Raw genomic sequence first — 26,999 nt, forward strand, 5'->3', positions numbered from 1 at the left:
AAGCGTGAAGGTGCCCAAGATCCACCTTTCACGAAAGCTCATGCTGATTTTGGGCGGGGTTCTCGTCACCCTCGGCGGCACGGGTGCCGCTGCCGTCTATATCGGTGCCGACAAGCTGCTCGGGCCCTCCTATGCGGAGTTGAACGGCCTCGAATGCACCGAGGTGAAGACCGTCGAGATCCATAAAAAGGATCGCTTCTGGGTGCGCAAATTCATCACCACAGATGAACCCGGTGACGGGCTTGCCCGCGTCAAGACCGCGCTTCGCGTGGCGAAGACCCTGCAGGAAACGAAGAAGGCCGACCTGGTTCAGGTGGTCGTGCTCGACGCCAGCGGGCCGAAGGATCGCTCGGGCATGCGCGGTCGTGCGGTCGGGGCTGACATTATCTACGTGCCGGATCCGAGCCACGTGCCTGAGGAATTGTCAGCGCGTGTTCTGACGGCGCGTTATGCGGACGGTCTTGCCGCGCCGAATGGCGAGTTCTTCGGCGAGCGTGTCGACATGCTCGAAGCGGATATTCAGGCGCTCGTTGCCAAGCTCAACGACCAGACGGATTGCGTCAAGCCGGAAGGTCTGGTGACGGAGGCCGAGGGCCATGGCGAGAAGGCCGCCGATGGTCACGGTAAGGCGCCGGCGCATGGCGCCGAGGATGCCCATGGCGAAAAGTCGGCCGAAGGGCATGGCGAGACGGATGCCAAGGGTGAGGCCGAAGGGCATGGCGATGCGCCTGATGGTGAGCATGGCGAGGAAACGCCGGTTGCCGAACATGGCGCCGAAGAGAGCAAGGGCTGGATGGCCTCGCTGATGGGCATGGTCGGTCTCGGCGGCGATGAAGCGCCAGCCGAAGGGCATGCCGCACCGGCGGATGGCCATGCCGCGCCCGCCGACGGTCATGGTGCCGTGGCCGAAGGACACGAGGCGGTTGCCGAGGATCATGCGGAGCCGGCTGCTGTCGCGCATGGAGACGCAGGCTCTGCCGAGACGCATGGAGACGCGGCAACCGATCATGCTGCAAAGGATCCTGCTGCGCATGCTAAAGAACCGGCAGCCGAGGCAGCGCATCCGGCTGAACAGATCGCGCATACAGAAGAGAATCCCGCTGTTGTCGATGAGGCTGCGGCCCACAGCGCAGATGAAAGCAGCCACGACGGTGCAATCGAACAAGCCGCAGGCCATGACACTGCTGCCGGTGACACGTCTGTTGCCGAAGAGGCGCCCGCCGAAGGCGACGGCTGGTTCTCATCGCTGAAGAGCATGGTTGGGCTTGGCGGTTCCGAGGAGGAGGCGCCCGTCGCAGATGTCGCCGCTGAAGCCAAGCCCGCCGAGGCTTCGGATGGTGCCAACAGTGACGACCACGGGGCTGCCTGGCTCGAGAAGATGCGGGCGCAGCCGATTGCACCAGAGGGTGCGGCTGCTGCCGCGCCGGCAACGAAGCCGGAAGAGCATGGTGCTGCGACTGATGCGCATCCACCCGCGGAAGACGAAGCAATCCTGCCGCCCAAGGCCAAGGCCGAAGGTGACGAGCATGCGAAAGCCGATCACTGAGGTTTGCTGGTCGGCCTTGCGATCCTGAATTTCTGCGCTGACGGGTCGTCATAGACCTCGAATCCTGTAGTCTCGCGTCGGAAGGTCCCACGCAACACGACCGGGAATCGATGGAACGCACGACCCTTATTCAGCATGCATCCGATTATGCTTCGGGTGGCGGTCTCGCCGCTGATCTCGCAACGCTTGTCGCGCGCCCTTCGGTCAGCCAATCGGAGGGGCTGCCGGAGGATCTCATCACCTATCTTACGGAGGATGTCAGGCCGATGCTCGAAGGCATCGGATGCGACTGCCGGATTTTCGACAATCCCCTGGCCGGTGGTGCGCCCTTTCTCGTCGGGTCGCGGATCGAGGAGGTGGGCCTGCCGACCATCCTGATCTACGGTCATGGGGATGTCTGCAACGGCGAGGCGTCCCGCTGGCGCGAGGGCTTGCACCCCTTCCAGCTGACACAGGAAGGCGACCGGCTTTACGGCCGGGGCACCGCCGACAACAAGATCCAGCACCTGATCAACATCAAGGCCCTGGAGACGGTGATCAAGGCGCAGGGGCGCCTCGGCTTCAACGTCAAGCTCGTGCTGGAAATGGCCGAAGAAACAGGGTCCTACGGGTTGCGGGAGTTCTTCGAGCAGGAGCGGGCTTTGCTTCAGGCCGATGTGCTGATTGCCTCCGATGGGCCAAGGCTGCAGGTCGAGACACCGACGATGTTCATGGGGTCGCGCGGCGGCTTAAGCTTCGATCTCGTCGTGGATTTGAGGCCGGTGGATCATCATTCCGGCAATTTTGGTGGCCTGCTGGCAGATCCCGTCATTCTGCTCACGCATGCGATTGCGGCAATCGTCGACCGGCGGGGCCAGCTCCTCGTGCCGGAATGGCGGCCGACGAGCCTGACGCCGGATATTCGCGCAGCCTTGAAGGATTTGCCGCCGCGTCGGCATGATGCCGATTGGGGGGAGGCGGATTTGACGCCCTCCGAACGGGTCTTCGGCTGGAACTCGCTGGCAGTTCTCGCGATTTCGGCAGGGAACATCGCGGCCCCGCAGAATGCCATTTCCGGATCGGCGCGGGCGACCTGCCAGCTGCGGTTTGTCGTCGGCACCGACATGGACGAGATCCTGCCGGCGCTCAGGCGTCATCTCGATGCCGCAGGCTTTCCGATGGTGGAGGTCCGCCCCAAGGGGCCAGCCTTCAAGGCGACGCGCTTCCCGCCGGATCACCCCTGGGTTCGCTTCGTCGAACAGTCGATCACGGCAACGACCGGCAAGGCGCCGCATCTCCTGCCCAATCTTGCAGGTTCTCTGCCGAACGATGTCTTCACCGACGTTCTGGGTGTGCCGACGATCTGGATCCCGCATGCGCATGCCGACTGCGGCCAGCATGGACCGAACGAGCATGCGCTCTTGTCGATTGCCGAAGAGGGCATGCGGATCATGACGGGGCTTTTTCTCGACATCGCCGAAAAGGGCGCGCCGTGAGCCGTGTGAGATTTTGGCTATGGCACGGAGGTGAAGATAAGTGCATGTGCCGGGTCGATTAGGCCAGGCTGCGCACAAACGCGATGTCTGGCAGATGCGTCACCCGATATGCCGTGTCCTTCAGCGCATCGGTGGCGGAAACTCGGCAATGGCTCCGGTCAGCCATTCAACGAAGTGTTGGGTCTTGCGCCGACCCCTGCGTGTAACTTTGATGAAATAGCTATATTCGCTTTGGTGGAAGCCAAATGGTGCCAACAGTCGGCCCGCGATTACGTCCGTGGCGACAAGATGCCAGGGAGCGATGGCCGCACCAAGACCATTCAGGGCAGCCTCGATGGTCAGATGATAGTGGTCGAAAGTTCTTGACGCCCTTGCGCTGTCTGCACACTTTTCATCGATCAAACGTGCCCATTCCTGCCAGACATTTATGCGTGTCCGCGTTTCCAATCGAGGCAACTCGCTCACCCAGGCGATGGCGTCAGGTATGGGCCCGGTCGCAATCGACGGCGCGAAGATCAGACCCAGTTGTTCCTGGAATAGCAGCGCATAGTCAGATTGGACCACCGAGCCCGGTGCCATGATCAGGATCTCAACATCTACCGGATTGCGCGGTGCTCGGTCATCGGTCGCCAGCCGCACATCGTAGCCGGGATGACTGGCGGTGAAGTCATGCAGGCGTGGCACCAACCAGCGGATGGCGAAGGTGCTCAGACAGGCGACGTCCAGTATGCTGTCTTCGCCCCTGGAGATGAGGCGCAATGCATCTTCAATCTGGTCGAAGGCCGCCGTTAGCGCAAAACCGAAAACCCGGCCTTCGGGCGTCAGCCGAGGACGATTCCGGGGGCCTTCAAACAGTTGTGTTCCGATTGCCGCTTCCAGATGGCTGACATGCCGACTTATTGCGCTATGGGTCACGGATAGCTCCTCGGCAGCTTCCGTAAGGGTACCATGGCGCGAAGCTGCCTCAAAGGCACGGAGTGCTGCCACTGGCAGGTTCTTTCGGTTCTTCATGTGAGCGAAAGTCACAAACAACGGATCTAAATGTCAATATGTGCGGCATGGTCAGCGTGATAATTCGCAGTAATCTTCAATAAATCAGAGAGGTTGCATTATGCCCTTCATCAGAACCGCCTTGCCCCTTGGAACCGATGTCCTGCGCAGAAGGCACATTGTCGAGGGCATTCACGATGCGCTGGTCGGGGCTATAGGCATGCCCCAGGACGAACTGTTCAATCTCGTCAGCGAGTATCGCGACGGCGAGTTTTTCTGTGATCGCGGCTTTAACGGTATTGCTCGTTCGGATGCTGTCATCGTGGTCGAAATCACCATGCGGCGCGGCAGAAGCGACGCCATGAAGCGCGCGCTCTATGCGGCCATCGCACAGAATTTGGAAACGCGGGCCGAGATTTCTCCGAAAGACATCTTCATCTTCATGCACGAAAATGACTATTCGGACTGGAGCGTCGGCAATGGTGTGTTTGCCATGGAAATCGCCCAGCAACGCGGCACCGATATCTGACACGAGACTAAAGGTGTTTAGGCTCGCCCATGCGCGCTCGCAGTCTTCCGGCTGCGAGCGTTCTCTGTCTTAGGAAAGATCATGGAATCCCGTCTTGCCCTGATCAGTCAGCCTTGTTGCGGCGGGCCGGGAAGAGGATGACGTCACGGATCGACGGGGCGTTGGTCAGAAGCATGATCAGGCGGTCGACGCCGATGCCGAGGCCGCCGGCGGGCGGCATGCCCTGGTCGATCGCATCCAGGAACTCGTCGTCGAGCTGCTTGTCCTTTTCGCCGCGCGAATGGGCCTGTTCGAGCTGCTCGACCATGCGCTTGCGCTGCTCTTCCGGATCGTTCAACTCGGAGAAGGCGTTGCCGACTTCCCAGGCGTTGCAATAGGTTTCAAAACGCTCGACGAGGCGCGGTTCGCCCGGCACTTCCTTGGCAAAGGGCGAGATGTCCTTCGGGAAATGCGTGACGTGGCTCGGCTGGATCAGCGTGCCCTCGACCTTCTCTTCGAAGATGAAGGCGAGGCATTCGCCCCAGGTCCAGTCCTTCTCAACGGCAAAACCGGCAGCCTTGGCGGCGGTGCGGGCTTCCTCGTCGGTCTTCATCGCGAGGAAGTCGATGCCGGTCGCTTCCTTGACGGCATCAGGCATCGGCACGCGCTTGAATGGACCCTTGAAGGAAAGCTGCTTGTCACCGAAGGTGAGGTCGGTTGTGCCGTGGATGCCGATCGCAAGCGTCTCGAACATGCGCTCGACGAGGCCCATCATGTCCTCGTAATCGGCATAGGCCCAGTAGCATTCCATCATGGTGAATTCGGGATTGTGGCGGGTCGATACACCTTCGTTGCGGAAGTTGCGGTTGACCTCGAACACCTTGTCGGCAAGCCCCGAGACCAGCGTGCGCTTCAGGAACAGTTCCGGCGCAATGCGCAGATACATGTCCATCTTCAGCGTGTTGTGATGGGTCTTGAAGGGTTCGGCCGTTGCGCCGCCATAGACGGTCTGCAGCATCGGCGTCTCGACTTCGAGGAAGCCTTCGCCCTCGAGGAAGCGGCGGATGCCGGAGACGATCTTCGAGCGCTGCTGGAAGCGCAGCTTGGATTCCTCATTGGTGAGGATGTCGAGATGGCGCTTGCGGTAGCGCAGCTCGATGTCGGCAAGACCGTGATACTTCTCCGGCATGGGGAGGAGCGTCTTGGTCAGCATGGTAATTTCATGGGCGTTGATCGTCAGTTCGCCGCGCTTGGTGCGACGGACCTGGCCCTTGACGCCGATGATGTCGCCGAGGTCGATCATCGGCAGCAGCGCGCGGGCTTCTTCCGGCGTCGTGTCCTTGTGGGAGAAGATCTGGATCTTGCCCGAGGCGTCATGGATGTCCATGAACATGCCGGAATTGCGCGAGGAATAGACGCGACCGGCGACCGTGATAATGTCCTCAGAGGTTTCGTCCAGCTCCAGGCCCGCATATTTCTCGGCGAATTCCGCATTGGTCATCGTGCGGTGGAAATGCGCCGGATAGACGTCGCCGACCTGTTCGCGCAGCAGCGCGAGTTTCTGGCGGCGGACTTCCGTCGGGTCGGAGGAGAGGGCGGTTTCGGTGGTCTGTTCGGTCATCGGGTATCGCCTCGGATCGGCCTGGAGTGTGTTTCACCCCCCTCTGTCACTAGGTGACATCTCCCCCACAAGGGGGAGACTGGTCTCCGCCGGTTCGGGCTTGCCCGCTCTCCCTCTTGTGGGGGAGATGCCCGGCAGGGCAGAGGGTGGTAATGAATGCGCCCCCGGCAACGGAGGCGCGGCATTTTAGTTGGTGGCACCCGCCATCGCGGTGAGCACCTGGATCGCGACCTTCAACCGCTGGCGCACGACCGAGCGGCCGAGCAGCGCCATACTGTCAAACAGCGGCAGCGAACGCTGGCTGCCGGAGACGGCGACAAAGAGGGGCGGGGTGACGACGCGGAGCTTCTTGCCCATCCGTTCGGAGATCGCGCGCAGCTCTTCCTCGATGGTCGCGACGTTCCATTCGAGGATCTTTTCGAGATCCGCCTGAACGGTGGTGACGATTTCGAGCGTTTCGGCCGGGCTGGTCTTCAAGCCGCCGAAGGAGGCGGGCGAAAGGCCGACGTCGTTGGCGAGCAGGAAGCCGGCCAGCGGCGGGACTTCGCCGAGCTTGGTGACGCGGCTCTGGGCGAGCTTGAGGCCTTCAACCAGACGGTCATTCTCCATCGACCAGTCGAGCACGCGGGCAACAAAGTCTTCCGGTGTCAGCTTCTCGCGCAGCCAGCGGCCGTTCAGCCAGTCGAGCTTCTGGATGTCGAAGATCGCGCCGGCCTTGGAGAGGTTGTCGGGATCGAACTTTTCGATCAGCTCTTCCATCGACAGCAGTTCCTCGCCTTCGGCGATCTGGATGAAGAACAGGCCGAGGAAATTCATCAGCGCTTCCGGCAGATAGCCGAGGGCCGAGTAATAGGAAATCGAGGTCGGGTTCTTGCGCTTCGACAGCTTCGACTTGTCGTGATTGCGCATCAGCGACAGGTGCATGAAGACCGGCGGCTCAAGGCCGAGATGCTTGTAGATGAGGATGTGCTTGGGCACCGATGCCAGCCACTCTTCGCCGCGGGCAACGTGGGTGATCTTCATCATGTGGTCGTCGACGACGTTTGCCATGTGATAGGTCGGCATGCCGTCGGCCTTCAGAAGCACCTGCATGTCGACGCTTTCCCACGGGATCGACACGTCGCCGTAGACGCCGTCGTGGAAATCGCAGGAGCCTTCGCTCGGCACCTTCAGGCGCACGACATGGGGCTCGCCGGCAGCAACGCGGGTGGTGACTTCCTCGGCCTTCAGATGCAGGCAGTGGCCGTCATAGCCTGGCGGCTTTCCGGCGGCGCGTTGGGCTTCGCGCATGCTTTCCAGCCGTTCCGGTGTGCAGAAGCAATGGAAGGCGCCGCCATTGTCGAGCATCTTGTCGACGTAAGGGCGATAGAGATCCTTGCGCTCGGACTGGCGATAGGGGCCGTAGGGGCCGCCAACGTCAGGACCTTCCGACCAGGTGAGGCCTGTCCATTTCAGGGCGTCCAGAACCTTCTGTTCGAATTCGGCTGTCGAACGCGTCGCATCGGTGTCCTCGATGCGCAGGATGAACTCACCGCCGAATTTCTTGGCGAAGAGATAGTTGAACAGCGCGATATACGCGGTGCCGACATGGGGTTCGCCGGTGGGGGAGGGTGCGATGCGGACGCGGACGCCTGATGTGGTCATGAAATTCAGCTCGTGGTGCGTGCGGGGGACCTGGCGCCTTGGCGCTGGATCGAAAATTGTGAGACTGCCGATGATGGCCTGCGATGGACAGGGTGGGGCCCAGAGGACCGCCTGTTCCACCGCGAGGCCTTAAGGCCATATTCATGGCCGTGCGTCAAGAAAAACCACGGAAACAGGCGCGTCAGAGGCCATTGCCGAAATTTCGAAATTTTTCTGCAAGCCCGGAACCGGACAGCGTAAGCCGCGTTCTTATGACAGAGCGCAGGCCGTGCCAACCGGACGCGACGGGATATGGGGAACACGGGAGTTTTTCCGGTTTCTTTCCGTGGCCAACGAAATGGCAGACGAGCCCCTTAACCGTCCGGCCTGCGCTCTCCCCAAGTCCCCGCCCCCAAGGAAAACCTGCGTCCCGCCGACGCAGGTTTTTCTTTGTGTTAATTTTCCGCGCCCTGGCCGGATCAGCTGACCGGCCAGACCATCAGCAGGGTTGGCACCGAGACCAGTACGATGAGGATGGAGAGGGGTAGCCCAAGCCTCGGATAGTCCGAGAAGCGATAGCCGCCCGGACCCATGACCAGCGTGTTGCACTGGTGGCCGATCGGGGTGAGGAAATCGCAGCCGGCACCAATGGCAACTGCCATCAGGAACGCCTCCGGCTTGTAGCCGAGGCCAGTGGCAAAGCTTGCGGCAATCGGCGCCATCACGAGAACTGTCGCGGCATTGTTGAGGAAAGGCGTAACGGCCATCGCCGTCAGCAGGATCATCGCCACCGCACCCCAGACGGGCATGCCGCCGGCTGCGGCGTTCAGCCAGCCGGCGATCACGTCGCTGCCACCTGACGTGCGCAAGGTATCGGCCACGGGTATGAGCGCCGCGAGCATCACGAGTATCGGTCCGTCGACGGCGCGATAGACCTCGCTGACCGGAATGACACCGAAGGCGACCATGGCAAGGGCTGCGGCGAAGAAGGCGATCGCGACAGGGGCAAGGCCAAGCGCGGTGGCACCCATTGCGACCACCAGGATCGCGAGGGGGATGAAGATGTTACGGCTCGTTCCGAGCAGGATTTCCCGTTCGGCGAGCGGCAGGCAGCCGAGTTCGGTCAGGATGGAGGGCATCTGCTGGCGTAGGCCCTGAAGCAGTACCACGTCGCCGGAGCGTAGCGTCAGCTGGCCGAGACGTTCCCGGATGCGCTTGCCCTGGCGGCTGACCGCCAGAAGGTTGACGCCATAGGTGTGGACCAAGGACAGCTCGCTCGTCGTCTGGCCGATCAGCGGTGAGCCTCGACCGATCACGGCCTCGACCGACGAGATATCGCCACGCTTCTTGCGATCCCGCTCGGTGCTGCCGGAAAGGCTCAGATTGCCCTGGGACACGATGCGGTCGAGCGCCTCCGATGGTCCCTCGAGGAGAAGCGTGTCCTCTTCATGCAAAAGCACGTCAGGGAATGGCGAGAGGCGCGTGTGTCCGCGCAGGATCGCGCTGGCGGTCACCTCGCCATGCGCGGTCTGCAAAAGGTGATGCAGGGTCTTGCCGGCAAAGGGCGATTGCCGGGTGATCATCGCTTCCGTGGCAAAGCTCGAACTTTCCAGTGCTTCCTGCAGTGACGGGTTCTGGTTCTCACGACGGGGGACCAGCCAGTAGAAGAAGATCAGGAAGACGATGCCGGCGGCTGCAAGCGTCGCGCCGACCGGGGTGAAGTCGAACATGGTGAAAGACTGGCCGGTCAGCTCCTCGCGCAGCCGCGACACCGCGATGTTCGGCGAGGTGCCGATCTGTGTCATAAGCCCGCCAAGCAAGGCCGAAAAGGCCATCGGCATCAGAAAGACCGATGGCGGGACATTGGACCGGCGGGCGAACTGGAAGGCGACGGGCATCATGATCGCCAGTGCGCCGATGTTCTTGATGAAGGCGGACAGGACCGTTACCGTCACCAGCAGGAGCAGCATCTGGCCGTGCAGGGAGGTCAGGGCAGGAAAGAAGCGCTTGATGGCGAGGTCCACGACGCCCGACCGCGCGACGCCGGCGCTGACCACGAGAGCGCTGCCGACGATGATGACGAGATCATCCGAAAAGCCGGAGAAAGCCTCGCCTGCAGGCACCAGCCCCACGGCGACGGCGGCCACGAGGGCGCAGCAGGCGATCACGTCGTAGCGGAATTTTTCCCACAGGAAGGCCGCCATCATGATGGCGATGATGCCAAAGGCGAGGATCTGCTCGTAGGTCATGGCGCTCCGGCACGATGCTGGCGTGATCTGGAAGGCGTAGGAGCTTGCTTGAAGTCTGGCAAGGGCCGACCGGTTCCCGCGCTTAACGTTCGACAGCAAAATGGCCCATCGTCAGGACGGGCCATTTCTGTTCGAGCGTTCGGTTGCCGCTGCCAGTCAGTGCACGACGGCTTTCTGCAGGCGATCCCGCTCGCGCTTGCGTCGGGCAAACATGTTGAGCACCTCGACGAGTGCCGAGAAAGCCATGGCAGCATAGACATAACCCTTGGGCACATGGAAGCCCATGCCCTCGGCGATCAAGGTCATGCCGATCATCATCAGGAATGCCAGTGCCAGCATGACGATGGTCGGGTTCTTCTCGATGAAGTTGGCAAGCGGGGTCGCGGCAACCAGCATGACGGTCACGGCCGCAACCACGGCGACGACCATGATCGGGACATGCGGTGTCATGCCGACGGCTGTAATAATGCTGTCGATCGAGAAGACGAGGTCGAGCAGCAGGATCTGGCCAATGGCGCTCGTGAAGGTCGTGGATGCGGTGGAGGCGATGAAGTCCTCTTCCTTGTCGACGGGGTCGACGGCGTGGTGGATTTCTTTCGTCGCCTTCCAGACAAGAAAGAGGCCGCCGGCGATCAGGATCATGTCCTTCCAAGAGAAGCCTTGGCCAAAGAGCTCGAAGACGGGCGTGGTCAACTGGACGATCCAGGCGACCGTGCCGAGCAGGGCGAGACGCATGACAAGAGCAAGCCCAATGCCGATACGGCGCGCCTTTTCGCGCATCTCGGCTGGCAGCTTGTTGGTCAGGATCGAGATGAAGATGAGGTTGTCGATGCCGAGCACGATCTCCATGACGACGAGCGTCACGAGTGCGACCCAGGCGGCGGGGTCCTGGAGGAGAGCGCTGATATTGTCCATGAGTGGCTTCCGTGCTGATCAAGCGGACGAGGGAGCCCAGGACATGAGCCATATCCCGAGCAGTGGCAAGCAGCGAATTAAAGTCCGTGCGCGGAGAAAAGTTCCCCCGCAGATCAGCCCTGGGCCCCGGGGCTTTTCGGGCCGTAGAAGTTCATGAACATACGAAGGCCGGATTCCACCACGCGTGCGATCTCCTTGTCGTCGGGTCGCACGGGGATGTCGTTGAACAGGCGCTTCTTGAAATAGCCTGCCGTTGACATGTCGATGAATTGGCGTGCTGCCAGATCGCTGTCTTCGACCGAGAGTTCGCCCTTTTCGTTGGCCGCAGCAATATAGTCCTGCAGCAGCACCTTGATATTGGTGGGCGACGAAGCAAAGAAGCGCTGACAGAGCGTCGGCATCCGGTCGAGCACACCCATCAGGATACGCATCGTCGGGATCATTTCCGTGTCGAGAATGAAATGCGCGTGGGCGAGCGCGTAGCGCCGCAGGCCTTCCTCGACATGGGTGCTTTCTTCGAGGATCTGTCGGATAGCGGCATCAAAGGCGCTCTTCTCACGCTCGACCAGAGCGCCGAACAGATCCTCCTTGCTCTGGAAATAGACGTAGATGGTGCCTTTCGACACGCCTGCCTCGCGGGTGACGTCATTCATGCTTGCGGCATCGTAGCCGAGCTTCATGAAGACCCGCTTGGCCCCATCCAGGATCTGTCCCCGCTTGACCGGATCAGCGCCCGCAGCGAAGCGACCCACCCCGGCGACGGGGTAGGAGGGCGGCGTCATGGCGATTTCCTGCTCTTGTTTCGACATTTCCTGACCGACAAAAAATTAACTGCGTTGCGCGGCCTCGTCTCCAAGGCCCGTTTCTGCCTCTTGATATGGGACAAAAAAGGCTCTATGTCAATCGAACCGAACGGTTCAGTTCGAGAGAGTTCACCAATCCTCGGTCCATATCATGTCAGCGACGCCAAGATCCACCGCCCTTCGTTCCACTTCCACTCCAGTCGACCGGAATGAGGCTGCGCCCCTGACGGAGATGGATGCAGGGGACCCCCATACGCCGCAAGAGGCGGCTGCCTCCAAGCCGAAACGCCGCAGCCCTGTGCTGCCGGTCATCCTTGCTGCACTGCTCGCAGGCGGTGCCTGGTACGGCTATCAATGGTGGACCGATGGTCGCTTCATGGTGTCGACCGACGACGCGTATATCGAAGGTGACATTGCGATCATCTCGCCTAAGGTTTCCGGCTATGTCGAGAAGGTCAACGTCGCCAGCAACCAGGTCGTCCGTGCCGGCGATCCGCTTGTGACCCTCGATGGCGGCGACTACCAGATCGCCTATGATCAGGCTATTGCCGGCAAGCAGAGCTCCGAGCTTGCGATCGCCCGCATTGATGCGCAGATCGTCGGCGGTCAGGCGAGCGTCGCGCAGGCACAGGCGCAGCTTGGCTCTCTGGAGGCTGCCGTTCGGGGCGCCGAAATCACGGAAAAGCGCGCGAGCGAGCTTGCTGCCAAGAGTATCGGCACCACCGCCGATCTCGACAATGCCAAGGTGGCGCTCGACCAGGCCCGCGCCAATCTGGTGGCCGGTCAGGCCGCAGTCGCTTCGGCCGAGGCCAATCTTTCGATCCTCAAGGCGCAGCGCGATGAGGCGGTGAACGCCGTGAAGGTGCAGGATCAGGTGGTGGCGAAAGCCAGGCGTGACCTCGATTTCACCGTGCTCAAGGCGCCCTATGATGGCGTGATCGGCAACCTCTCGGTTCAATCGGGAGATCTCGTTTCGGCCGGCAAACGTCTGGCGGCTCTGGTTCCGACCAGCCAGCTCTATATCGAGGCGAACTTCAAGGAAACCCAGATCGCGCATCTGGTGCCGGGTTCCAAGGTGTCAATCCATGTCGATGCCTATGGCGACGATGCGCTCGAAGGTACGCTCACCTCGATCGCTCCTGCCTCCGGCGCCATCTTCTCCATGCTGCCGGCGGAAAACGCCACCGGCAACTTCACCAAGGTTGTCCAGCGCGTGCCTGTCCGCATTGCGCTGCCCAAGGAAGCGCTTGCCGGCGGCCATCTGCGTGCCGGCCTCAGCGTTATCGTCGACGTCGACACCCGCACGGCCCCCGAGGGCCAGGCGCTTGCCGCGAAGTAACACCACCGGCTGACGTTATCGAAAGGGCCGTGTCATGGCCGCAATCACCTCAACAGCCATCGCGCCCTCGGCACCTGCCGAGGAGCGGATGGATCCGAAACGCGTCTTCGCCTTCATGGCGATGGTGTTCGGCATGTTCATGTCGATCCTCGACATCCAGATCGTTTCTGCCTCGCTTGCGGAAATCCAGGCCGGTCTCGGCGCTGGATCCGACGAGGTTGCCTGGGTGCAGACCTCCTATCTGATCGCCGAAGTGATCATGATCCCGCTGTCCGGCGTGCTGGCCCGGATCGTTTCGACCCGTGTGCTCTTCACCTTTTGTGCGGCGGGCTTCACGCTCGCCAGTGCTCTCTGCGCCACGGCCACCAATATCGAGCAGATGATCGTCTACCGCGCGATCCAGGGCTTCATCGGCGGTGGCATGATCCCGTCCGTCTTCGCGGCTGCGTTCAGCATCTTCCCGCCGTCCAAGCGCAACATCGTCTCGCCGATGGTCGGTCTTGTCGCCACACTCGCGCCGACGATCGGCCCGACGATCGGCGGTTACATCAGCCATGCCATGTCGTGGCACTGGCTGTTCCTGATCAATGTGATCCCGGGGATCCTGGTCGCTGCTGCAGCCTGGAGCCTGATCGATTTCGACAAGCCTGATCTCAAGCTTCTGAAGAAGTTCGACTGGTGGGGACTGGCCTCGATGGCGATCTTCCTCGGCACGATGGAATTCGTGCTGGAGGAGGGCAACAACAAGGACTGGTTCAACGACCACCATATCGTGCTCGGCACCGTCGCTATGGTGATCGGCGGGGCGATCTTCTTCTGGCGCGTCTTCAAGGTCGAGTTGCCGGTCGTGGACCTGCGCGCCTTCTCCAATGCCAACTTCGCCTTCGGCTCGCTGTTTTCCTTCGTCATGGGTGTCGGCCTCTATGGTCTTACCTATCTCTACCCCCTCTATCTCGGGCGTATCAGAGGTTACGACTCGCTGATGATCGGCGAGACCATGTTCGTCTCGGGTGCCGCGATGTTCCTCACCGCGCCGGTGGCGGGCGCACTGTCGAACAAGCTCGATCCGCGCGTGATGATGATGATCGGTTTTTCCGGCTTCGCGCTTGGTACTTACATGATGACCGGGATTACGGCAGACTGGGACTTCTACGAACTCCTGGTGCCTCAGATCCTGCGTGGTTGCTCGCTGATGATCTGCATGGTGCCGATCAACAACCTGGCGCTCGGCACGCTGCCGCCGGACCGCATCAAGAACGCTTCCGGCCTCTTCAATCTGACTCGAAACCTCGGCGGTGCGGTCGGGCTTGCGATCATCAACACCATGCTGACGCAGAGATCCGACGACCATTATGCGCGGCTTTCCGAGCAGCTTTCCTGGGGCAATCAGGCGGCTCTAGACTGGCTCGCCAGTGTCGGCGCCAACTATGACAGTTATGGCCTTGATGGCACGGCGGTGGCGATCAAGAAGCTGTCGGGTGTGGTGACGCAGCAGGCCTGGCTCCTCTCCTTCATGGATGTGTTCATGGGGCTGACGGTGCTCTTTGTTGCGCTGGTCTTCATGGTGCTGCTTCTCAAGAAGCCGAAGGGTGCGGCACCCGCTGGCGCTGGCCATTGACACCACCATGCCCGGGTAAGCTTGCGGGTTCAGGCTCTCCCTTGATCTCCAAGGCTCAGACCGCCTCACATGTTGAGGCGGTCTCTTTTTTTCGAGCGAAAGAGGTACGTACGTCAAATTCTGATTTACGTACCTCATTCGTCGGTGTAGGACAGGCGCCGGAGGAGAGAATGAAGCCGACTGTCCACGACATAGCCAGCCACGCGGGCGTAAGCCTTGCCACCGTCGATCGGGTTTTGAACCGTCGGCCGGGGGTGAGCGCGCGGACCCGGGAGAAGGTGGATCAGGCTGTCAGCGAGCTCGGCTTCGTCCGCGACGTGGCGGCGGCGAACCTTGCCAAGGGGCGTGTCTATCCGCTGACATTCATCATTCCCTCGAACGACAATTCCTTCATGCGGGGCTTGAGGCTTGCACTCGAAGAGGCAAGCGCACGTGCCGGCGTCGAGCGCATCTCGATCCGGTTGGTCGATGTGCCGGCTTTCGATGCCGCAGCGCTTGCTGCCGCTCTCAGGCAGGCGGCAATGGAGGAGCCGGCGGGCATTGCCTTCGTCGCTGTCGATGCTCCAGAGGTTGCCGCGGCTGCGGCCGAGATTTCAGAGAGTGGCATTCCGCTTGTCACCCTGGTCTCGGATCTCTCGGGCGCAGAGCGAGATCATTATGCCGGGATCGACAATACGGCTGCCGGGCGGACGGCTGCGAGCCTGCTTGGACGGTTTGCCGGTGGTCGCAGTGGTACGGTCGCGGTGCTCGCGGGCTCCATGCTGGTGCGCGACCATCGTGAGCGCTGCGATGCCTTCGCCGTCGTGATGGCTGCGGACTTTCCCACGCTTGCCTTGCAGCCGGTGCTCGAAGGTCGGGACGATCCCGATGTCGTCGAGCAGTTGGTCGCCAACCTTTTTGCAAGCCGCAGCGACATCGTTGCACTCTACAGCCTGGGGGCCGGCAATCGGGGTCTCGTCCGGGCGTTGGACCGTCTGTCGCCTGAGCGCCGTCCGGTCGTGATTGCCCATGAGCTGACGGAGACGACGCGCGGGGCGCTCCAAGCGGGCCTCATCGATGCCGTGCTCAATCAGGATGCCGGGCACGAGGTGCGCAGTGCCATTCGTGTCTTGAAGGCCAAGGCCGACGGGTTGCCAGTGGTGGCCGCACAGGAGCGCATTCGTATCGACATATTCTTGAAGGACAATCTGCCCTGAAGGCAGAGGATTGGAGGACACCCATGTATCTCGGATTGGATCTCGGCACATCCAGCGTCAAGGCGATGCTGATCGACGGCGACCAGAAGGTTATCGGCGTCGGCCATGCCGGTCTCACCGTGCAGCGGCCGCATCCGGGCTGGTCGGAACAGGCGCCCGGCGACTGGCTCAAGGCGACGGAGGAGGCGGTCGCGGCGCTAAAGGCGTCGCATCCGAAGGAACTCGCCGCCGTCAAGGGCATCGGACTCTCCGGCCATATGCATGGCGCGACGCTCATCGACGCCAAGGACCAGGTGCTGCGCCCCTGCATTCTCTGGAACGACACGCGCAGCCATGCGGAAGCGGCAAGCCTTGACGCCGATCCGCGCTTCCGCGCGCTGACCGGCAATATCGTTTTCCCGGGCTTCACGGCCCCGAAGCTTGCCTGGGTGAAGAACAATGAACCCGACATCTTTGCCCGGGTGGCGAAGGTGTTGTTGCCGAAGGATTACCTGCGGCTCTGGCTAACGGGCGAGTATCTCTCCGACATGTCGGATTCGGCCGGCACGAGCTGGCTCGATACGGGCAAGCGGGCCTGGTCGAGCGAGTTGCTCGAAGCGACGGGTCTGGCCGTCGAGCAGATGCCCGGCCTCGTCGAGGGCACGGATCGCGCCGGCACACTGCGCACCGAACTCGCCGAGAAATGGGGCCTTGGCTCCGACGTCGTCGTGGCCGGCGGGGCAGGGGACAATGCCGCCTCTGCCTGCGGCATGGGCACGGTTGCCGAAGGCCAGGCCTTCGTCTCGCTCGGCACGTCGGGCGTGCTCTTCGCGGCCAACGCCTCCTATCTGCCGAAGCCGGAAAGTGCCGTGCATGCGTTTTGCCACGCGCTGCCCAGGACCTGGCACCAGATGGGTGTCATCCTGTCGGCCACCGACGCGCTCAACTGGCATTCCGGCGTGACCGGCAAGTCGGCTGGCGAGCTGACCGCCGAACTGGGCGATGCGCTGAAGGCGCCCACCGGGGTTACTTTCCTTCCCTATCTCTCGGGCGAGCGCACGCCACACAATGACGCGAAGATCCGCGGCGCCTTCATCGGTCTCGGTCATGAGAGCGATCGGGCCGTGCTGACCCAGGCGGTGCTGGAAGGCGTCACCTTTGCCATCCGTGACAGCCTGGAGGCGCTGAAGTCTGCTGGGACCTCGATCAGCCGGGTCACCGCCATCGGCGGCGGTTCGCGCTCGCGCTACTGGCTGTCATCGATCGCCACCGCGCTCGACATGCCGGTCGACATTCCCGCCGACGGCGATTTCGGGGCTGCCTTCGGTGCGGCACGGCTTGGGTTGATTGCAGCTACGGGGGCGGATCCGCTTTCGGTCTGCACGGCGCCGCAGACGGCGGAGACGATTGAGCCAGTCAAGGCGCTGACGTCGGCTTACGAGACGGCTTACGGCCGCTACCGGGCGCTTTATCCGGTCATCCGTTCCCTCGGCAGCTGACGCCCCCTCATCCGCCTGCCGGCACCTTCTCCCCGCTGGGGAGAAGAGACAAGCGGCACGCGCTGACATTCTCCTCTCCCCAGCGGGGAGAGGGCAGGGTGAGGGGGAACCCCACCCGCCGCATCACCCCACCCCGGACCTTGCGGTCCGACCCTCCCCCTCAAGGGGAGGGTGGTTACAACACACCAAGGAGGACTACCCATGAGCACAGGTTTCTTCGGCAATATCCAGAAGATCAAATATGAAGGCGAAGGCAGCACAAACCCGCTGGCCTTCCGCCACTACAATCCGGACGAAGTCGTCCTTGGCAAGCGCATGGAAGACCATCTGCGCTTTGCGGTCGCCTATTGGCACACCTTCGTCTGGCCCGGCACCGACCCGTTCGGCGGCAACACATTCGAGCGTCCCTGGTTTCAGGACACGATGGCCGCGGCGAAGATGAAGGCCGATGTTGCCTTCGAATTCTTCCAGCTGCTCGGCACGCCTTACTACTGCTTCCACGACGCCGACGTTCGCCCTGAGGGCGCGAGCTTCGTCGAGAACACCAAGAACCTGAACGAGATCGTCGACTACTTCGGTCAGAAGCAGGCCGAGACCGGCGTCAAGCTTCTCTGGGGCACGGCGAACATGTTCTCGCATCGCCGCTATATGTCGGGTGCCGCCACCAATCCGGATCCTGACGTTTTCGCCTTTGCCGCTGCGACCGTGAAGACCTGCATGGACGCGACGTTGAAGCTCGGCGGCGAGAACTACGTGCTCTGGGGTGGCCGCGAGGGATATGAGACGCTGCTGAACACAGACCTTGGCCGTGAACTCGACCAGATGGGCCGCTTCCTCAACCTCGTCGTCGAATACAAGCACAAGATCGGCTTCAAGGGCGCGATCCTGATCGAGCCGAAGCCGCAGGAGCCGTCGAAGCACCAGTATGACTACGACGTCGCGACCGTCTATGGCTTCCTGAAGCGTTACGGCCTCGAAAACGAAGTGAAGGTCAACATCGAGCAGGGCCACGCGATCCTCGCCGGCCACTCGTTCGAGCACGAACTGGCACTTGCCAATGCGCTCGGCATCTTCGGCTCGATCGACATGAACCGCAACGACTACCAGTCCGGCTGGGATACCGACCAGTTCCCGAACAATGTTCCGGAAATGGCGCTGGCGTACTACCAGGTCCTGCAGGCCGGCGGCTTCACCACGGGTGGCACGAACTTCGACGCCAAGCTGCGTCGTCAGTCGCTCGACGCCGAAGACCTGTTGATCGGTCACATCGGCGGTATGGACTGCTGCGCCCGTGGCCTGAAGGCAGCGGCGAAGATGGTCGAGGACAAGGCGCTGTCCGGCCCGCTCGGCTCGCGTTATGCCGGTTGGGACAAGGCCGAGAACCAGAAGATGCTGCGCGGCGAAGAAAGCCTCGATGCGATCGCTGCCCGCGTCGAAGCCCAGAACGTCAACCCGCAACCGGTGTCCGGCAAGCAGGAGTTGCTGGAAAACGTGGTCAATCGCTACGTTTGATCTCGGGTATTTTCAATGAGAAAGGGGCCGGGGCGCGCAAGCGTCCTGGCCCTGTTCATTGAATGAGACAGACTGTTCCAGCACCCCGCAGTCACACTGGTCGCGCCAACAAAGGAGCTTGTCATCGACAAGCCTGCGCTCAAGGATCACGCGAAAGAAAAATCCAGGAGAGCGTACAGGCCGTAGACTGGGACTGGATGTGTGCGTTCCTTGGATTGGCCTGGTGAAGTGATATGGACGGTTTGTCTGATCTCATAAGAGAATACGGGACATGGATCTACATCCTGCTTTTTGCATACTGCATGTTGAAAAGCGGTAGTCTCCCCTTGTTCGCCGGCTATGCGGCCCAAACACAAGCTTTGGATTTGCCCCTTGTTTTGGTCGTGACTTTCGCGGGAGGTTACCTGGGTGACGAAGCACGGTTCTTCATCGCCAGACGATACGGGGACGCTTGGCTGAAGAGGTGGCGCTTTGCTGAAAAGGCCCATGCGGGCGCCACAGCCTTAATTGCAAAATACGGCTGGGCTTACATCTTCATTTACAGATATCCCAAGGGCATGCGCACCATCGGTGCGCTTCCGATTGGTCTCGGCTCAATGTCCTGGGCCAGATTTACCGTTCTCAACGCAGGATCAGCGATAGTTTGGACGATCTGCCTGGTTATGGCGGGCTTCGTTTTTGGCGCACAGGTGGAGGAAGCGGTCAAAACAGGCTGGGGCTTTGCAAGTGTTGTTTTGCTTGCGGTTTTGGTCCTCCTGACGTGTTTCGCATGGTGGCGGATCAATCAGATAGCTCGCTCGACGACCGCCCTTTAAGCTATCGCGGTGATCTCCAGTTCCTGGTCGCCGACCGTCACCACATCGCCGACACTTTTTCCCATCAGCTGGCTTGCGACCGGCGACACAAAGGAGATCGAGCCCGTTTTGGGGTCCGCCTCGTCCTCACCGACGATCCGGTATGTCTGCACGCGGCCGTCATCGCGTTCGAAGGTAACCTTGCTACCAAAGGCAACGACCGTGTTGTCGTCCGGGTCCGGGATTATCTGCGCGGTATGCAGCCGTTCCGTCAGGTATTTGAGGTCACGATAGGGCACGGCCGACTGGCGTCGACGCTCGTTGATGTCCTCGATTGCTTGGGCTGCGAGATAGGCGGCGCGCGCCTCTTCCGCGTCGGTCTCCAGGAGCCGGAAGCCTGACGCCGTCACAAAGTTGGGATGGGGCGAGATCGGTCGATCCGGCAGATGGGTTTCTGCTGCGGTTTCCGAACTTTCTTCCTTGGTGAAGGCGACACTCATCTGTGACTTCCGATTGCTGGCTGGGGCGGGCTATGGAACCGCCAATGTAGGTGTATGTCGGTCAACGGCCCAGACCGAATATGGGTCCATGGGCAAAGGATGGCGGTGCGGCAAAGTTAACGCCTGACCGGTCCGGCCACAGACCCCCGTACGATCAGGTCCGGCATCAGCAGGATTTCCTGGCGCTCGGTCGGGCGATCGGCGAGTGACTTGATCAGCAGCGACATGGCCTGACGGCCGATTGCCGTTCTGGGCTGGCGGATGGTGGTCAGTGCCGGGGTCACATAGGTCGCCTGGGGCACGTCGTCGAAGCCGATGACGGAGAAGTCGTAGGGCAGGTCGTAGCCGCGGGCGGTCAGGCCGTTGATCACGCCGACGGCTGTAGCATCATTGACGCACATGAATGCGGTCGGCAGCTGATCGCGCATGAAGAGTTGTTCCACCGCAAGGCGCCCGCTTTCGATCGTGCCTTCACCCTCGAGGATGAAACGGTGTTGAGGCGGTATGCGGGCTGCATCGAGCGCAATGTCGAAGCCCTGGCGGCGGCGCTGGTGGCCAAGCCGCGTCTTGCTGTCGCCGATGAAGGCGATCGAGCGGTGCCCGGCCGAGAGCAGATGTTCGGCCGCCTTGCGCGCACCGGCTATGTCATCGACGCCGACATAGGAGATCTTCGAGCCGAAGACGGGTTCGAAGACGGCGACTGAGGGCGGCAGCCGTTGGCCGATGATCTGGTGCCCGAAGGGTTCATGGCCGGTGAAGAGCACGAGGCCAGTCGCCTGGCCGGAACTCAGGAACTTCAGATATTCGAGCCCGCGCTCGGGATCGTTCTGGGTATGGCCGATAAGAACGCCGAAGCCATGCGCACGCGCTTCGTTCTCGAGACCGATCAGGGTCGAAGAGAAGTTGGGGTCGCCGATATCGGGGGCGAGGATCAGGATCATGTTCGACCGGCCCATGCGCAGCGAGCGCGCCATGGCATTGGTCGTGTAGCCGGTGATGGCGATCGCCTGGTTCACGCGCTGGCGCGTCGATTTGGCCACCTTGTCGGGGGTGTGGATCGCACGACTGACCGTCGCGATCGACACTTCCGCGATGCGTGCCACGTCCTCGATCGTCGCTGGTGCTTGGTCCGGCACGCGGCTTTATCCCCTATCCGTCTGGAATCGTTGGAGACCTTACATTCACTGCTGCGGTTGCGAAAGCTGAGAGGGAACAAATTGTCCCTATGAGTGGATGATGTAAACCTTTACATCGACCATGTAAAGGTTTACAGAGAGGGCATAGCGGTTGAGGAGCCGCCGGGAGGATTACATGACATTGGCTGGGGACGAGGCGCGGACACCCGTGCTCGTGGCGGAGCGTATCTCCAAATCATTTGGCGACGTGCAGGTGCTGTTCAGCGTCGATTTCGACGTGTTGCCGGGCGAGGTTCACGCGCTCATGGGCGAGAATGGTGCCGGCAAATCGACGCTGGTGAAGATCCTCTCAGGCTTCGAGCAGGCGACGGCCGGTCGCATCCTTCTGGATGGTGAACCGGTCACGCTGCCGGCCAATGGCTCGGCCGAGGCGCTCGGTATCGTGCTCATCCACCAGGAATTCAATCTCGCCGACCATCTCACCGTCACCGAGAGCCTGTTTCTCGGTCGCGAAGTCACGCGTTTCGGTTTGCTCGATCGCAAGACGATGCGAGCGGAGGCGCGGCGTGTGCTCGATCAACTCGGCTCCAGGATCGATGAGGATGCGCTGATCAGTTCGCTGGCGGTCGCCGACAAGCAGATGGTCGAGATCGCCAAGGCAATCAGCCGCAAGGCGCGGATCGTTTTCATGGATGAGCCGACGGCCGTTCTCTCGCGCGACGAGACCGAAGTGTTGTTTGACCAGGTGCGTAAGCTGCGTGCGCGGGGAACGAGTTTCGTTTTCGTCTCCCACAAGCTCGACGAGGTCATGGAGCTCACCGACCGGGTCACGGTTCTGCGCGACGGCCAGTGGGTCAAGACCGCGCCGACCTCGGCGCTGGACAGCGAAGCGATCGCCCAACTGATGGTCGGGCGTGAATTGTCGAGCCTTTATCCGACCAAACATGAACCCAATGTCGACGAAGAGATCGTTCTTTCCGTTCGGGATCTGACGACTGGTTTCGTCCGGAATGCCAGCTTCGAACTGAAGCGCGGCGAAGTGCTCGGGTTTTCCGGCCTGATCGGGTCGGGGCGTACCGAGCTGATGGAGGCGGTGGCGGGCCTGCGTCCGCGCCTGTCGGGCGAGGTCAGGCTTAAGGGTGCTGTGCTGGAGGCTGGAGATTTTCGCGAAGCGAACCGGCGTGGGCTCGCCTATATGACCAAGGATCGCAAGGGCAAGGGCTTGTTGCTCGGCGAGGGTATGACGGCGAACCTGACGCTGCAGTCGATGGATAACCATGTGCGTCACGGCTATCTCGATCCCGGCAGCGAGGCGAAGGCGATGGCGCGGGCCAAGCGACGCTTCGATATCCGGGTGCGCGACGAGAAGGTCCGCGTCGGGCGCATGTCCGGTGGCAATCAGCAGAAGCTGCTGCTTGCCAAGATCATGGAGGTCGAGCCTCAGATCATCATCATCGATGAGCCGACGCGCGGCATCGATGTCGGGACCAAGCAGCAGATCTATCATTTCATCGCAGCGCTCGCCCGCGAGGGCCGCTCGATCATCGTCATCTCCTCTGAGATGCCGGAGGTGATCGGTCTGTGCACGCGGGTTGCCGTGATGCGCGAGGGCCGCATGGTCGGTTTGCTCGAGGGCGAAGACATCAACGAACAGACCATCATGCGCTACGCCGCCGGCCTGAAACGGCAGATGGCGAGCTGAGTGATTGCATCAGCCCGGCGGCAAGACCGGGCTTGAACACGAAGACTTCAGGGTGCGCGACCTCGAAACGAGGCGTGCGGGAGGAGACGGGAAGACCATGACTGCCGAGACTGAAACGACCACACCTGGCCGCTCACGCCGCACCTTTCGCGATGTGGACCTGCGTGCCGTTGCACCCTTCGCCGCGCTTCTGATCCTCCTGATCGTCGGCGCGCTGGTGAACCCGAATTTCATCGGCCTCACAAATCTTGCCAATGTCGCGACGCGCTCGGCCTTCATCGCCATCATCGCCGTTGGCGCCACTTTCGTCATCTCCTCGGGGGACCTTGATCTCTCCGTCGGATCAATGGTGGCTTTCGTTGCCAGCCTGATGATCCTGTTCATGAATTCCGGCGCGATTGCGGATCCCGGCCTGATGATCGCGGCGGCCATGGCGCTTGCCATCGTCATCGGCTCGCTCTGCGGTCTGGCCAACGGGTTGATCACCACCGTCGGCAAGATCGAACCCTTCATCGCCACGCTCGGCACGATGGGCATCTATCGCGGCCTGACCACCTGGCTCTCCCAGGGCGGGGCGATCACGCTGCGCGATCCGGCCCAGCAGGAAATCTACCGGCCGGTCTATTTTGGCTCGATCCTTGGCCTGCCGGTGCCGATCGTCATCATTCTCGTCGTCACCGCGATTGCCGCCCTCGTGCTCTATCGCACGCGTTACGGTCGTCATGTCGTTGCTGTCGGCTCGAACCGGGACGTCGCGCGCTATTCCGGCATTGCCGTCGACCGGGTGCGCACCATCGCCTTCGTCATCCAGGGGCTTTGCGTGGCCATTGCCGTGCTGCTTTACGTGCCGCGCCTCGGCTCGACGTCCGCCACCACGGGCATCCTCTGGGAACTGCAGGCGATCACCGCCGTCGTTGTCGGCGGTACGGCGCTCAAGGGCGGGGCTGGCCGTGTCTGGGGCACGATCTGCGGCGCCTTCATCCTCGAGCTTGTCGGCAACATCATGCTGCTCTCGAACTTCATCTCCGAATATCTGATCGGGGCCATACAGGGCACGATCATCATCATCGCGATGCTCGTCCAGCGGTCGCTGGCGCGCAAGGCGTAAGGAAACGGCCGGGCAGGAGGGTCGCCCGGTCCGTTCAAACTCGACCCTCGTCACTTTGGGAGGAAACCAATGCACAAGAAACTTTTGGGTATGGCTGTCGCCATGACCGCGCTGGTGTCGATCTTCGGCGCGGCGCAGGCCCAGGACACCAAGACGATCGGTGTCTCGATCCCGGCCGCAACACATGGCTGGACATCGGGTGTGATCTATCATGCCGAACGTATCGCCAAGCAGCTGATGGAGCGTCATCCCGGCCTCAACGTGGTCGTCAAGACCTCCGCTGATCCCTCCAGCCAGGCGAATGCCGTGCAGGATCTGGCAACCCAGGGCATCGATGCGCTCGTCATCCTGCCGACGGATCCGGATCCGCTTGTCAACGCCATCCGCCAGATCAAGGACAGCGGCAAGTTCGTCGCGCTCGTCGACCGTGCGCCGTCGGTCAATGACAATTCGGTCCGCGATCTCTACGTGGCCGGTAACAACCCCGCTCTCGGCGAAGTCGCCGGCAAATACATTGCCGAAAACAATCCTGATGCAGAAGTCGTCATCATCCGCGGCATGCCGATCCCGATCGACCAGCAGCGCCAGGATGGCTTCGACAAGGGCATCGAAGGCTCCAACGTCAAGGTCCTCGACCGCCAGTTCGGCAACTGGAACCGCGACGACGCCTTCAAGGTTATGCAGGACTACCTGACCAAGTATCCGAAGATCGATGTGGTCTGGTGCCAGGACGACGACATGGCAGTCGGCGTGCTGCAGGCCATCGAACAGGCCGGCCGTACCGACATCCAGTACATCATCGGCGGTGCCGGATCGAAGGACATGATCAAGAAGGTCATGGACGGCGACAAGATGGTGCCGGTCAACGTTCTCTATCCGCCGTCGATGGTCGGCACTGCGATGGAACTGACGGCTGCTGCCCTCTACGACAGCGTTCCGGTGCATGGCACCTACACGCTCGACGCGACGCTGATCACGCCTGAGAACGCGGAAGGCTACTACTTCCCGGATTCGCCGTTCTGATCTCCAGGACTGCGACGCCATTGTCTGCCCGGGTTTTTCCCGGGCAGATTTCCGCTGTAAACATCATTGCGGTTGTGTCGAAATTCCATCTCCTGTAATCGTTCACGGAAACGTTGCAGGAATACTCAGGGAGGAGAATTCATGAAGACGATCAAGGGACCGGCGATCTTTCTCGGCCAGTTTGCGGGTGATGCCGCACCTTTCAACACCTGGGATGGGATTACCAAATGGGCGGCCGAAAAGGGCTATGTCGGCGTCCAGGTTCCGACCTGGGCCGGCCAGCTGATGGACCTGAAGAAGGCCGCTGAATCCAAGGATTATTGCGACGAACTCGCCGGCGTGGCGCGCCAGAACGGCGTCGAGATCACTGAACTCTCCACCCACCTCCAGGGCCAGTTGGTCGCGGTTCATCCGGCCTATGACGAAGCTTTCGACGGCTTTGCCGCACCCGAAGTGCGCGGTAATCCGAAGGCGCGGCAGGAATGGGCCGTGAGCCAAGTGAAATACGCGCTGAAGGCCTCGCGCAATCTCGGCATCAAGGCGCATGCGACCTTCTCGGGCGCGCTGGCCTGGCCCTATATCTATCCCTGGCCGCAGCGCCCGGCCGGTCTCGTCGAGACCGCCTTTGACGAGTTGGCGCGCCGCTGGTTGCCGATCCTCGATTATGCCGAGGAGCAGGGCGTCGACGTCTGCTATGAAATCCATCCGGGCGAAGACCTGCATGACGGCGTCACCTTCGAGATGTTTCTGGAGCGGGTGAAAAACCATTCCCGCGCCAACATGCTCTACGACCCGTCGCATTATGTGCTGCAGTGCCTCGACTATCTCGACAACATCGACATCTACAAGGACCGGATCAAGATGTTCCACGTCAAGGACGCGGAGTTCAATCCGACCGGCCGGCAGGGCGTCTATGGAGGTTACCAGGGCTGGGTGAACAGGGCAGGGCGTTTTCGCTCGCTCGGCGACGGCCAGGTCGATTTCGGCGCGATCTTCTCGAAGATGGCAGCAAACGATTTCGACGGCTGGGCCGTAGTCGAATGGGAATGCGCGCTGAAGCACCCGGAAGATGGTGCCCGCGAAGGGGCAGACTTCGTCCGGGCGCATATCATCCGCGTGACCGAAAAGGCCTTCGACGACTTCGCTTCCGGCGGGACCGACGATGCGGCCAACCGCCGGATGCTGGGTCTCTGAGGCTAGACTTGGCTGAGGGCGGCGATGTCGCCGCTCTCGAGGTAGGGCAGGGCGCGTTCGATCTTGTCGAGCGGCCAGTCCCACCAGGCGAGTGCCAACAGGTCAGCGATCTCCTCGTCGGTGAAGCGCATACGGATCACGGTTGCCGGGTTGCCGCCGACGATTGCGTAAGGCGGCACGTCACGGGTGACGACGGCGCGGGCTGCAATGATGGCTCCGGAGCCGATCGTGACCCCCGGCATGATCGTTGCACCATGGCCGATCCAGACGTCGTGGCCGACAACTGTGTGCTGGAAAGGCAGATCCTGGTAGCCGTCGATGGTCTGAGGACTGAAGACGCGGAAGGGATAGGTCGTCACGCCCGACATGGCATGGTTGGCCGAGCTTGTTATGATGATTGCCTCCCGGGCGATCTGGACGAAGCGGCCGATCACCAGACGTTCCTGGCTGAAGGGGTAGAGATAGGGCGCGAGGATCGCTGCTGTTTCGTCCACTTTGCCGGAATGGGTGAAATAGCTGAAGTCGCCTATCTCCATGCGCGGATGGTCGATGACGGCAGCAAGCTGGACGGTCTCGCGATAGGGTGTGCCATCGGCAAGCGTGATGGGATAGGCTTGTCTCGGGTCGAGAAAAGGCATGGTCGAGATCCTTGCAAAGGCGGAGTTATGG

General features: G+C 61.7%; 22 protein-coding genes. 13 read left to right on the forward strand and 9 right to left on the reverse strand.

Going from position 1 to position 26,999, the window contains the following annotated elements:
* Positions 1–40: 40 nt before the first annotated feature.
* Entirely contained in the window at positions 41–1,546 is a 1,506-nt protein-coding gene (locus SJY08_RS02110) for a hypothetical protein (RefSeq protein WP_377274562.1), read from the forward strand.
* Positions 1,547–1,656: 110 nt separating this feature from the next.
* Positions 1,657–3,021 carry a M20 family metallopeptidase gene (locus SJY08_RS02115; RefSeq protein ID WP_377274564.1) on the forward strand — a complete coding sequence of 455 codons (1,365 nt, stop codon included), beginning with the start codon at positions 1,657–1,659 and terminating at the stop codon, positions 3,019–3,021.
* Between the two features lie 120 nt (positions 3,022–3,141).
* Here the strand turns inward: SJY08_RS02115 and SJY08_RS02120 are convergent, their stop codons facing one another.
* Positions 3,142–4,032, reverse strand: coding sequence for a LysR substrate-binding domain-containing protein (locus SJY08_RS02120; protein WP_377274566.1), 891 nt, complete (start codon positions 4,030–4,032; stop codon positions 3,142–3,144).
* A 100-nt stretch (positions 4,033–4,132) separates the two neighbouring features.
* On the opposite strand from SJY08_RS02120, the gene SJY08_RS02125 reads away from it, so the two are divergent.
* Complete coding sequence (locus tag SJY08_RS02125) at positions 4,133–4,540, forward strand: tautomerase family protein (RefSeq protein WP_054148655.1); 408 nt, start codon at positions 4,133–4,135, stop codon at positions 4,538–4,540.
* A gap of 103 nt (positions 4,541–4,643) precedes the next feature.
* On the opposite strand, the gene lysS is transcribed toward SJY08_RS02125, so the two are convergent.
* The 5 genes from lysS to SJY08_RS02150 all read right to left on the reverse strand — a co-directional run bounded on the left by lysS (position 4,644) and on the right by SJY08_RS02150 (position 11,709).
* Positions 4,644–6,140 (reverse strand): lysine--tRNA ligase, encoded by a 1,497-nt coding sequence (gene lysS / locus SJY08_RS02130; RefSeq protein ID WP_377274567.1) that lies wholly within the window; start codon positions 6,138–6,140, stop codon positions 4,644–4,646.
* Positions 6,141–6,326: 186 nt separating this feature from the next.
* Positions 6,327–7,784, reverse strand: coding sequence for a glutamate--tRNA ligase (gene gltX / locus SJY08_RS02135; protein WP_377274568.1), 1,458 nt, complete (start codon positions 7,782–7,784; stop codon positions 6,327–6,329).
* 458 nt (positions 7,785–8,242) lie between these two features.
* A complete protein-coding gene (locus SJY08_RS02140; protein WP_054148652.1) occupies positions 8,243–10,012 on the reverse strand; it encodes an SLC13 family permease in 1,770 nt (589 codons plus the stop codon).
* A gap of 156 nt (positions 10,013–10,168) precedes the next feature.
* Positions 10,169–10,927, reverse strand: coding sequence for a TerC family protein (locus SJY08_RS02145; protein WP_054148651.1), 759 nt, complete (start codon positions 10,925–10,927; stop codon positions 10,169–10,171).
* Positions 10,928–11,040: 113 nt separating this feature from the next.
* Positions 11,041–11,709 (reverse strand): TetR/AcrR family transcriptional regulator, encoded by a 669-nt coding sequence (locus tag SJY08_RS02150; RefSeq protein ID WP_377274569.1) that lies wholly within the window; start codon positions 11,707–11,709, stop codon positions 11,041–11,043.
* 172 nt (positions 11,710–11,881) lie between these two features.
* On the opposite strand from SJY08_RS02150, the gene SJY08_RS02155 reads away from it, so the two are divergent.
* The 6 genes from SJY08_RS02155 (at position 11,882) to SJY08_RS02180 (ending at position 19,688) form a co-directional block, all read left to right on the forward strand.
* Positions 11,882–13,069, forward strand: a complete 1,188-nt coding sequence (locus SJY08_RS02155) for an HlyD family secretion protein (RefSeq protein WP_377274570.1) — start codon at positions 11,882–11,884, stop codon at positions 13,067–13,069.
* A 34-nt stretch (positions 13,070–13,103) separates the two neighbouring features.
* On the forward strand, positions 13,104–14,687 hold the full coding sequence (locus SJY08_RS02160) for a DHA2 family efflux MFS transporter permease subunit (protein WP_377274571.1): 1,584 nt from the start codon (positions 13,104–13,106) through the stop codon (positions 14,685–14,687).
* 170 nt (positions 14,688–14,857) lie between these two features.
* The gene (locus SJY08_RS02165; RefSeq protein ID WP_377274572.1) at positions 14,858–15,883 is read left to right on the forward strand and encodes a LacI family DNA-binding transcriptional regulator; all 1,026 of its coding nucleotides are present in this window, start codon (positions 14,858–14,860) and stop codon (positions 15,881–15,883) included.
* A gap of 23 nt (positions 15,884–15,906) precedes the next feature.
* The gene (xylB, locus tag SJY08_RS02170; protein WP_377274573.1) at positions 15,907–17,361 is read left to right on the forward strand and encodes a xylulokinase; all 1,455 of its coding nucleotides are present in this window, start codon (positions 15,907–15,909) and stop codon (positions 17,359–17,361) included.
* Between the two features lie 201 nt (positions 17,362–17,562).
* Positions 17,563–18,873 (forward strand): xylose isomerase, encoded by a 1,311-nt coding sequence (xylA, locus tag SJY08_RS02175; protein ID WP_377274574.1) that lies wholly within the window; start codon positions 17,563–17,565, stop codon positions 18,871–18,873.
* A 233-nt stretch (positions 18,874–19,106) separates the two neighbouring features.
* Positions 19,107–19,688 carry a DedA family protein gene (locus SJY08_RS02180; RefSeq protein WP_054148144.1) on the forward strand — a complete coding sequence of 194 codons (582 nt, stop codon included), beginning with the start codon at positions 19,107–19,109 and terminating at the stop codon, positions 19,686–19,688.
* Here the strand turns inward: SJY08_RS02180 and greA are convergent.
* On the reverse strand, positions 19,685–20,167 hold the full coding sequence (greA, locus tag SJY08_RS02185) for a transcription elongation factor GreA (protein ID WP_377274575.1): 483 nt from the start codon (positions 20,165–20,167) through the stop codon (positions 19,685–19,687). The genes SJY08_RS02180 and greA overlap by 4 nt on opposite strands.
* A gap of 116 nt (positions 20,168–20,283) precedes the next feature.
* Positions 20,284–21,303 (reverse strand): LacI family DNA-binding transcriptional regulator, encoded by a 1,020-nt coding sequence (locus SJY08_RS02190; protein ID WP_377274576.1) that lies wholly within the window; start codon positions 21,301–21,303, stop codon positions 20,284–20,286.
* Positions 21,304–21,478: 175 nt separating this feature from the next.
* Between SJY08_RS02190 and SJY08_RS02195 the strand changes: the two genes are divergently transcribed.
* The 4 genes from SJY08_RS02195 to SJY08_RS02210 all read left to right on the forward strand — a co-directional run bounded on the left by SJY08_RS02195 (position 21,479) and on the right by SJY08_RS02210 (position 26,330).
* Positions 21,479–23,005: a sugar ABC transporter ATP-binding protein gene (locus SJY08_RS02195; RefSeq protein ID WP_377274577.1), complete on the forward strand. Its 1,527-nt coding sequence runs from the start codon at positions 21,479–21,481 to the stop codon at positions 23,003–23,005.
* 97 nt (positions 23,006–23,102) lie between these two features.
* Positions 23,103–24,113 (forward strand): ABC transporter permease, encoded by a 1,011-nt coding sequence (locus SJY08_RS02200; protein ID WP_054148148.1) that lies wholly within the window; start codon positions 23,103–23,105, stop codon positions 24,111–24,113.
* Between the two features lie 69 nt (positions 24,114–24,182).
* Positions 24,183–25,136, forward strand: a complete 954-nt coding sequence (locus tag SJY08_RS02205; RefSeq protein WP_069043388.1) for a substrate-binding domain-containing protein — start codon at positions 24,183–24,185, stop codon at positions 25,134–25,136.
* A gap of 141 nt (positions 25,137–25,277) precedes the next feature.
* Positions 25,278–26,330, forward strand: coding sequence for a sugar phosphate isomerase/epimerase (locus tag SJY08_RS02210; RefSeq protein WP_300887944.1), 1,053 nt, complete (start codon positions 25,278–25,280; stop codon positions 26,328–26,330).
* A gap of 2 nt (positions 26,331–26,332) precedes the next feature.
* Here SJY08_RS02210 and SJY08_RS02215 read toward each other — a convergent pair whose 3' ends face one another.
* On the reverse strand, positions 26,333–26,968 hold the full coding sequence (locus SJY08_RS02215; protein WP_377274578.1) for a CatB-related O-acetyltransferase: 636 nt from the start codon (positions 26,966–26,968) through the stop codon (positions 26,333–26,335).
* Positions 26,969–26,999 lie beyond the last annotated feature (31 nt).

This window comes from Rhizobium sp. R86522 (assembly GCF_042466255.1).
Classification (GTDB): Bacteria; Pseudomonadota; Alphaproteobacteria; order Rhizobiales; family Rhizobiaceae; genus Allorhizobium.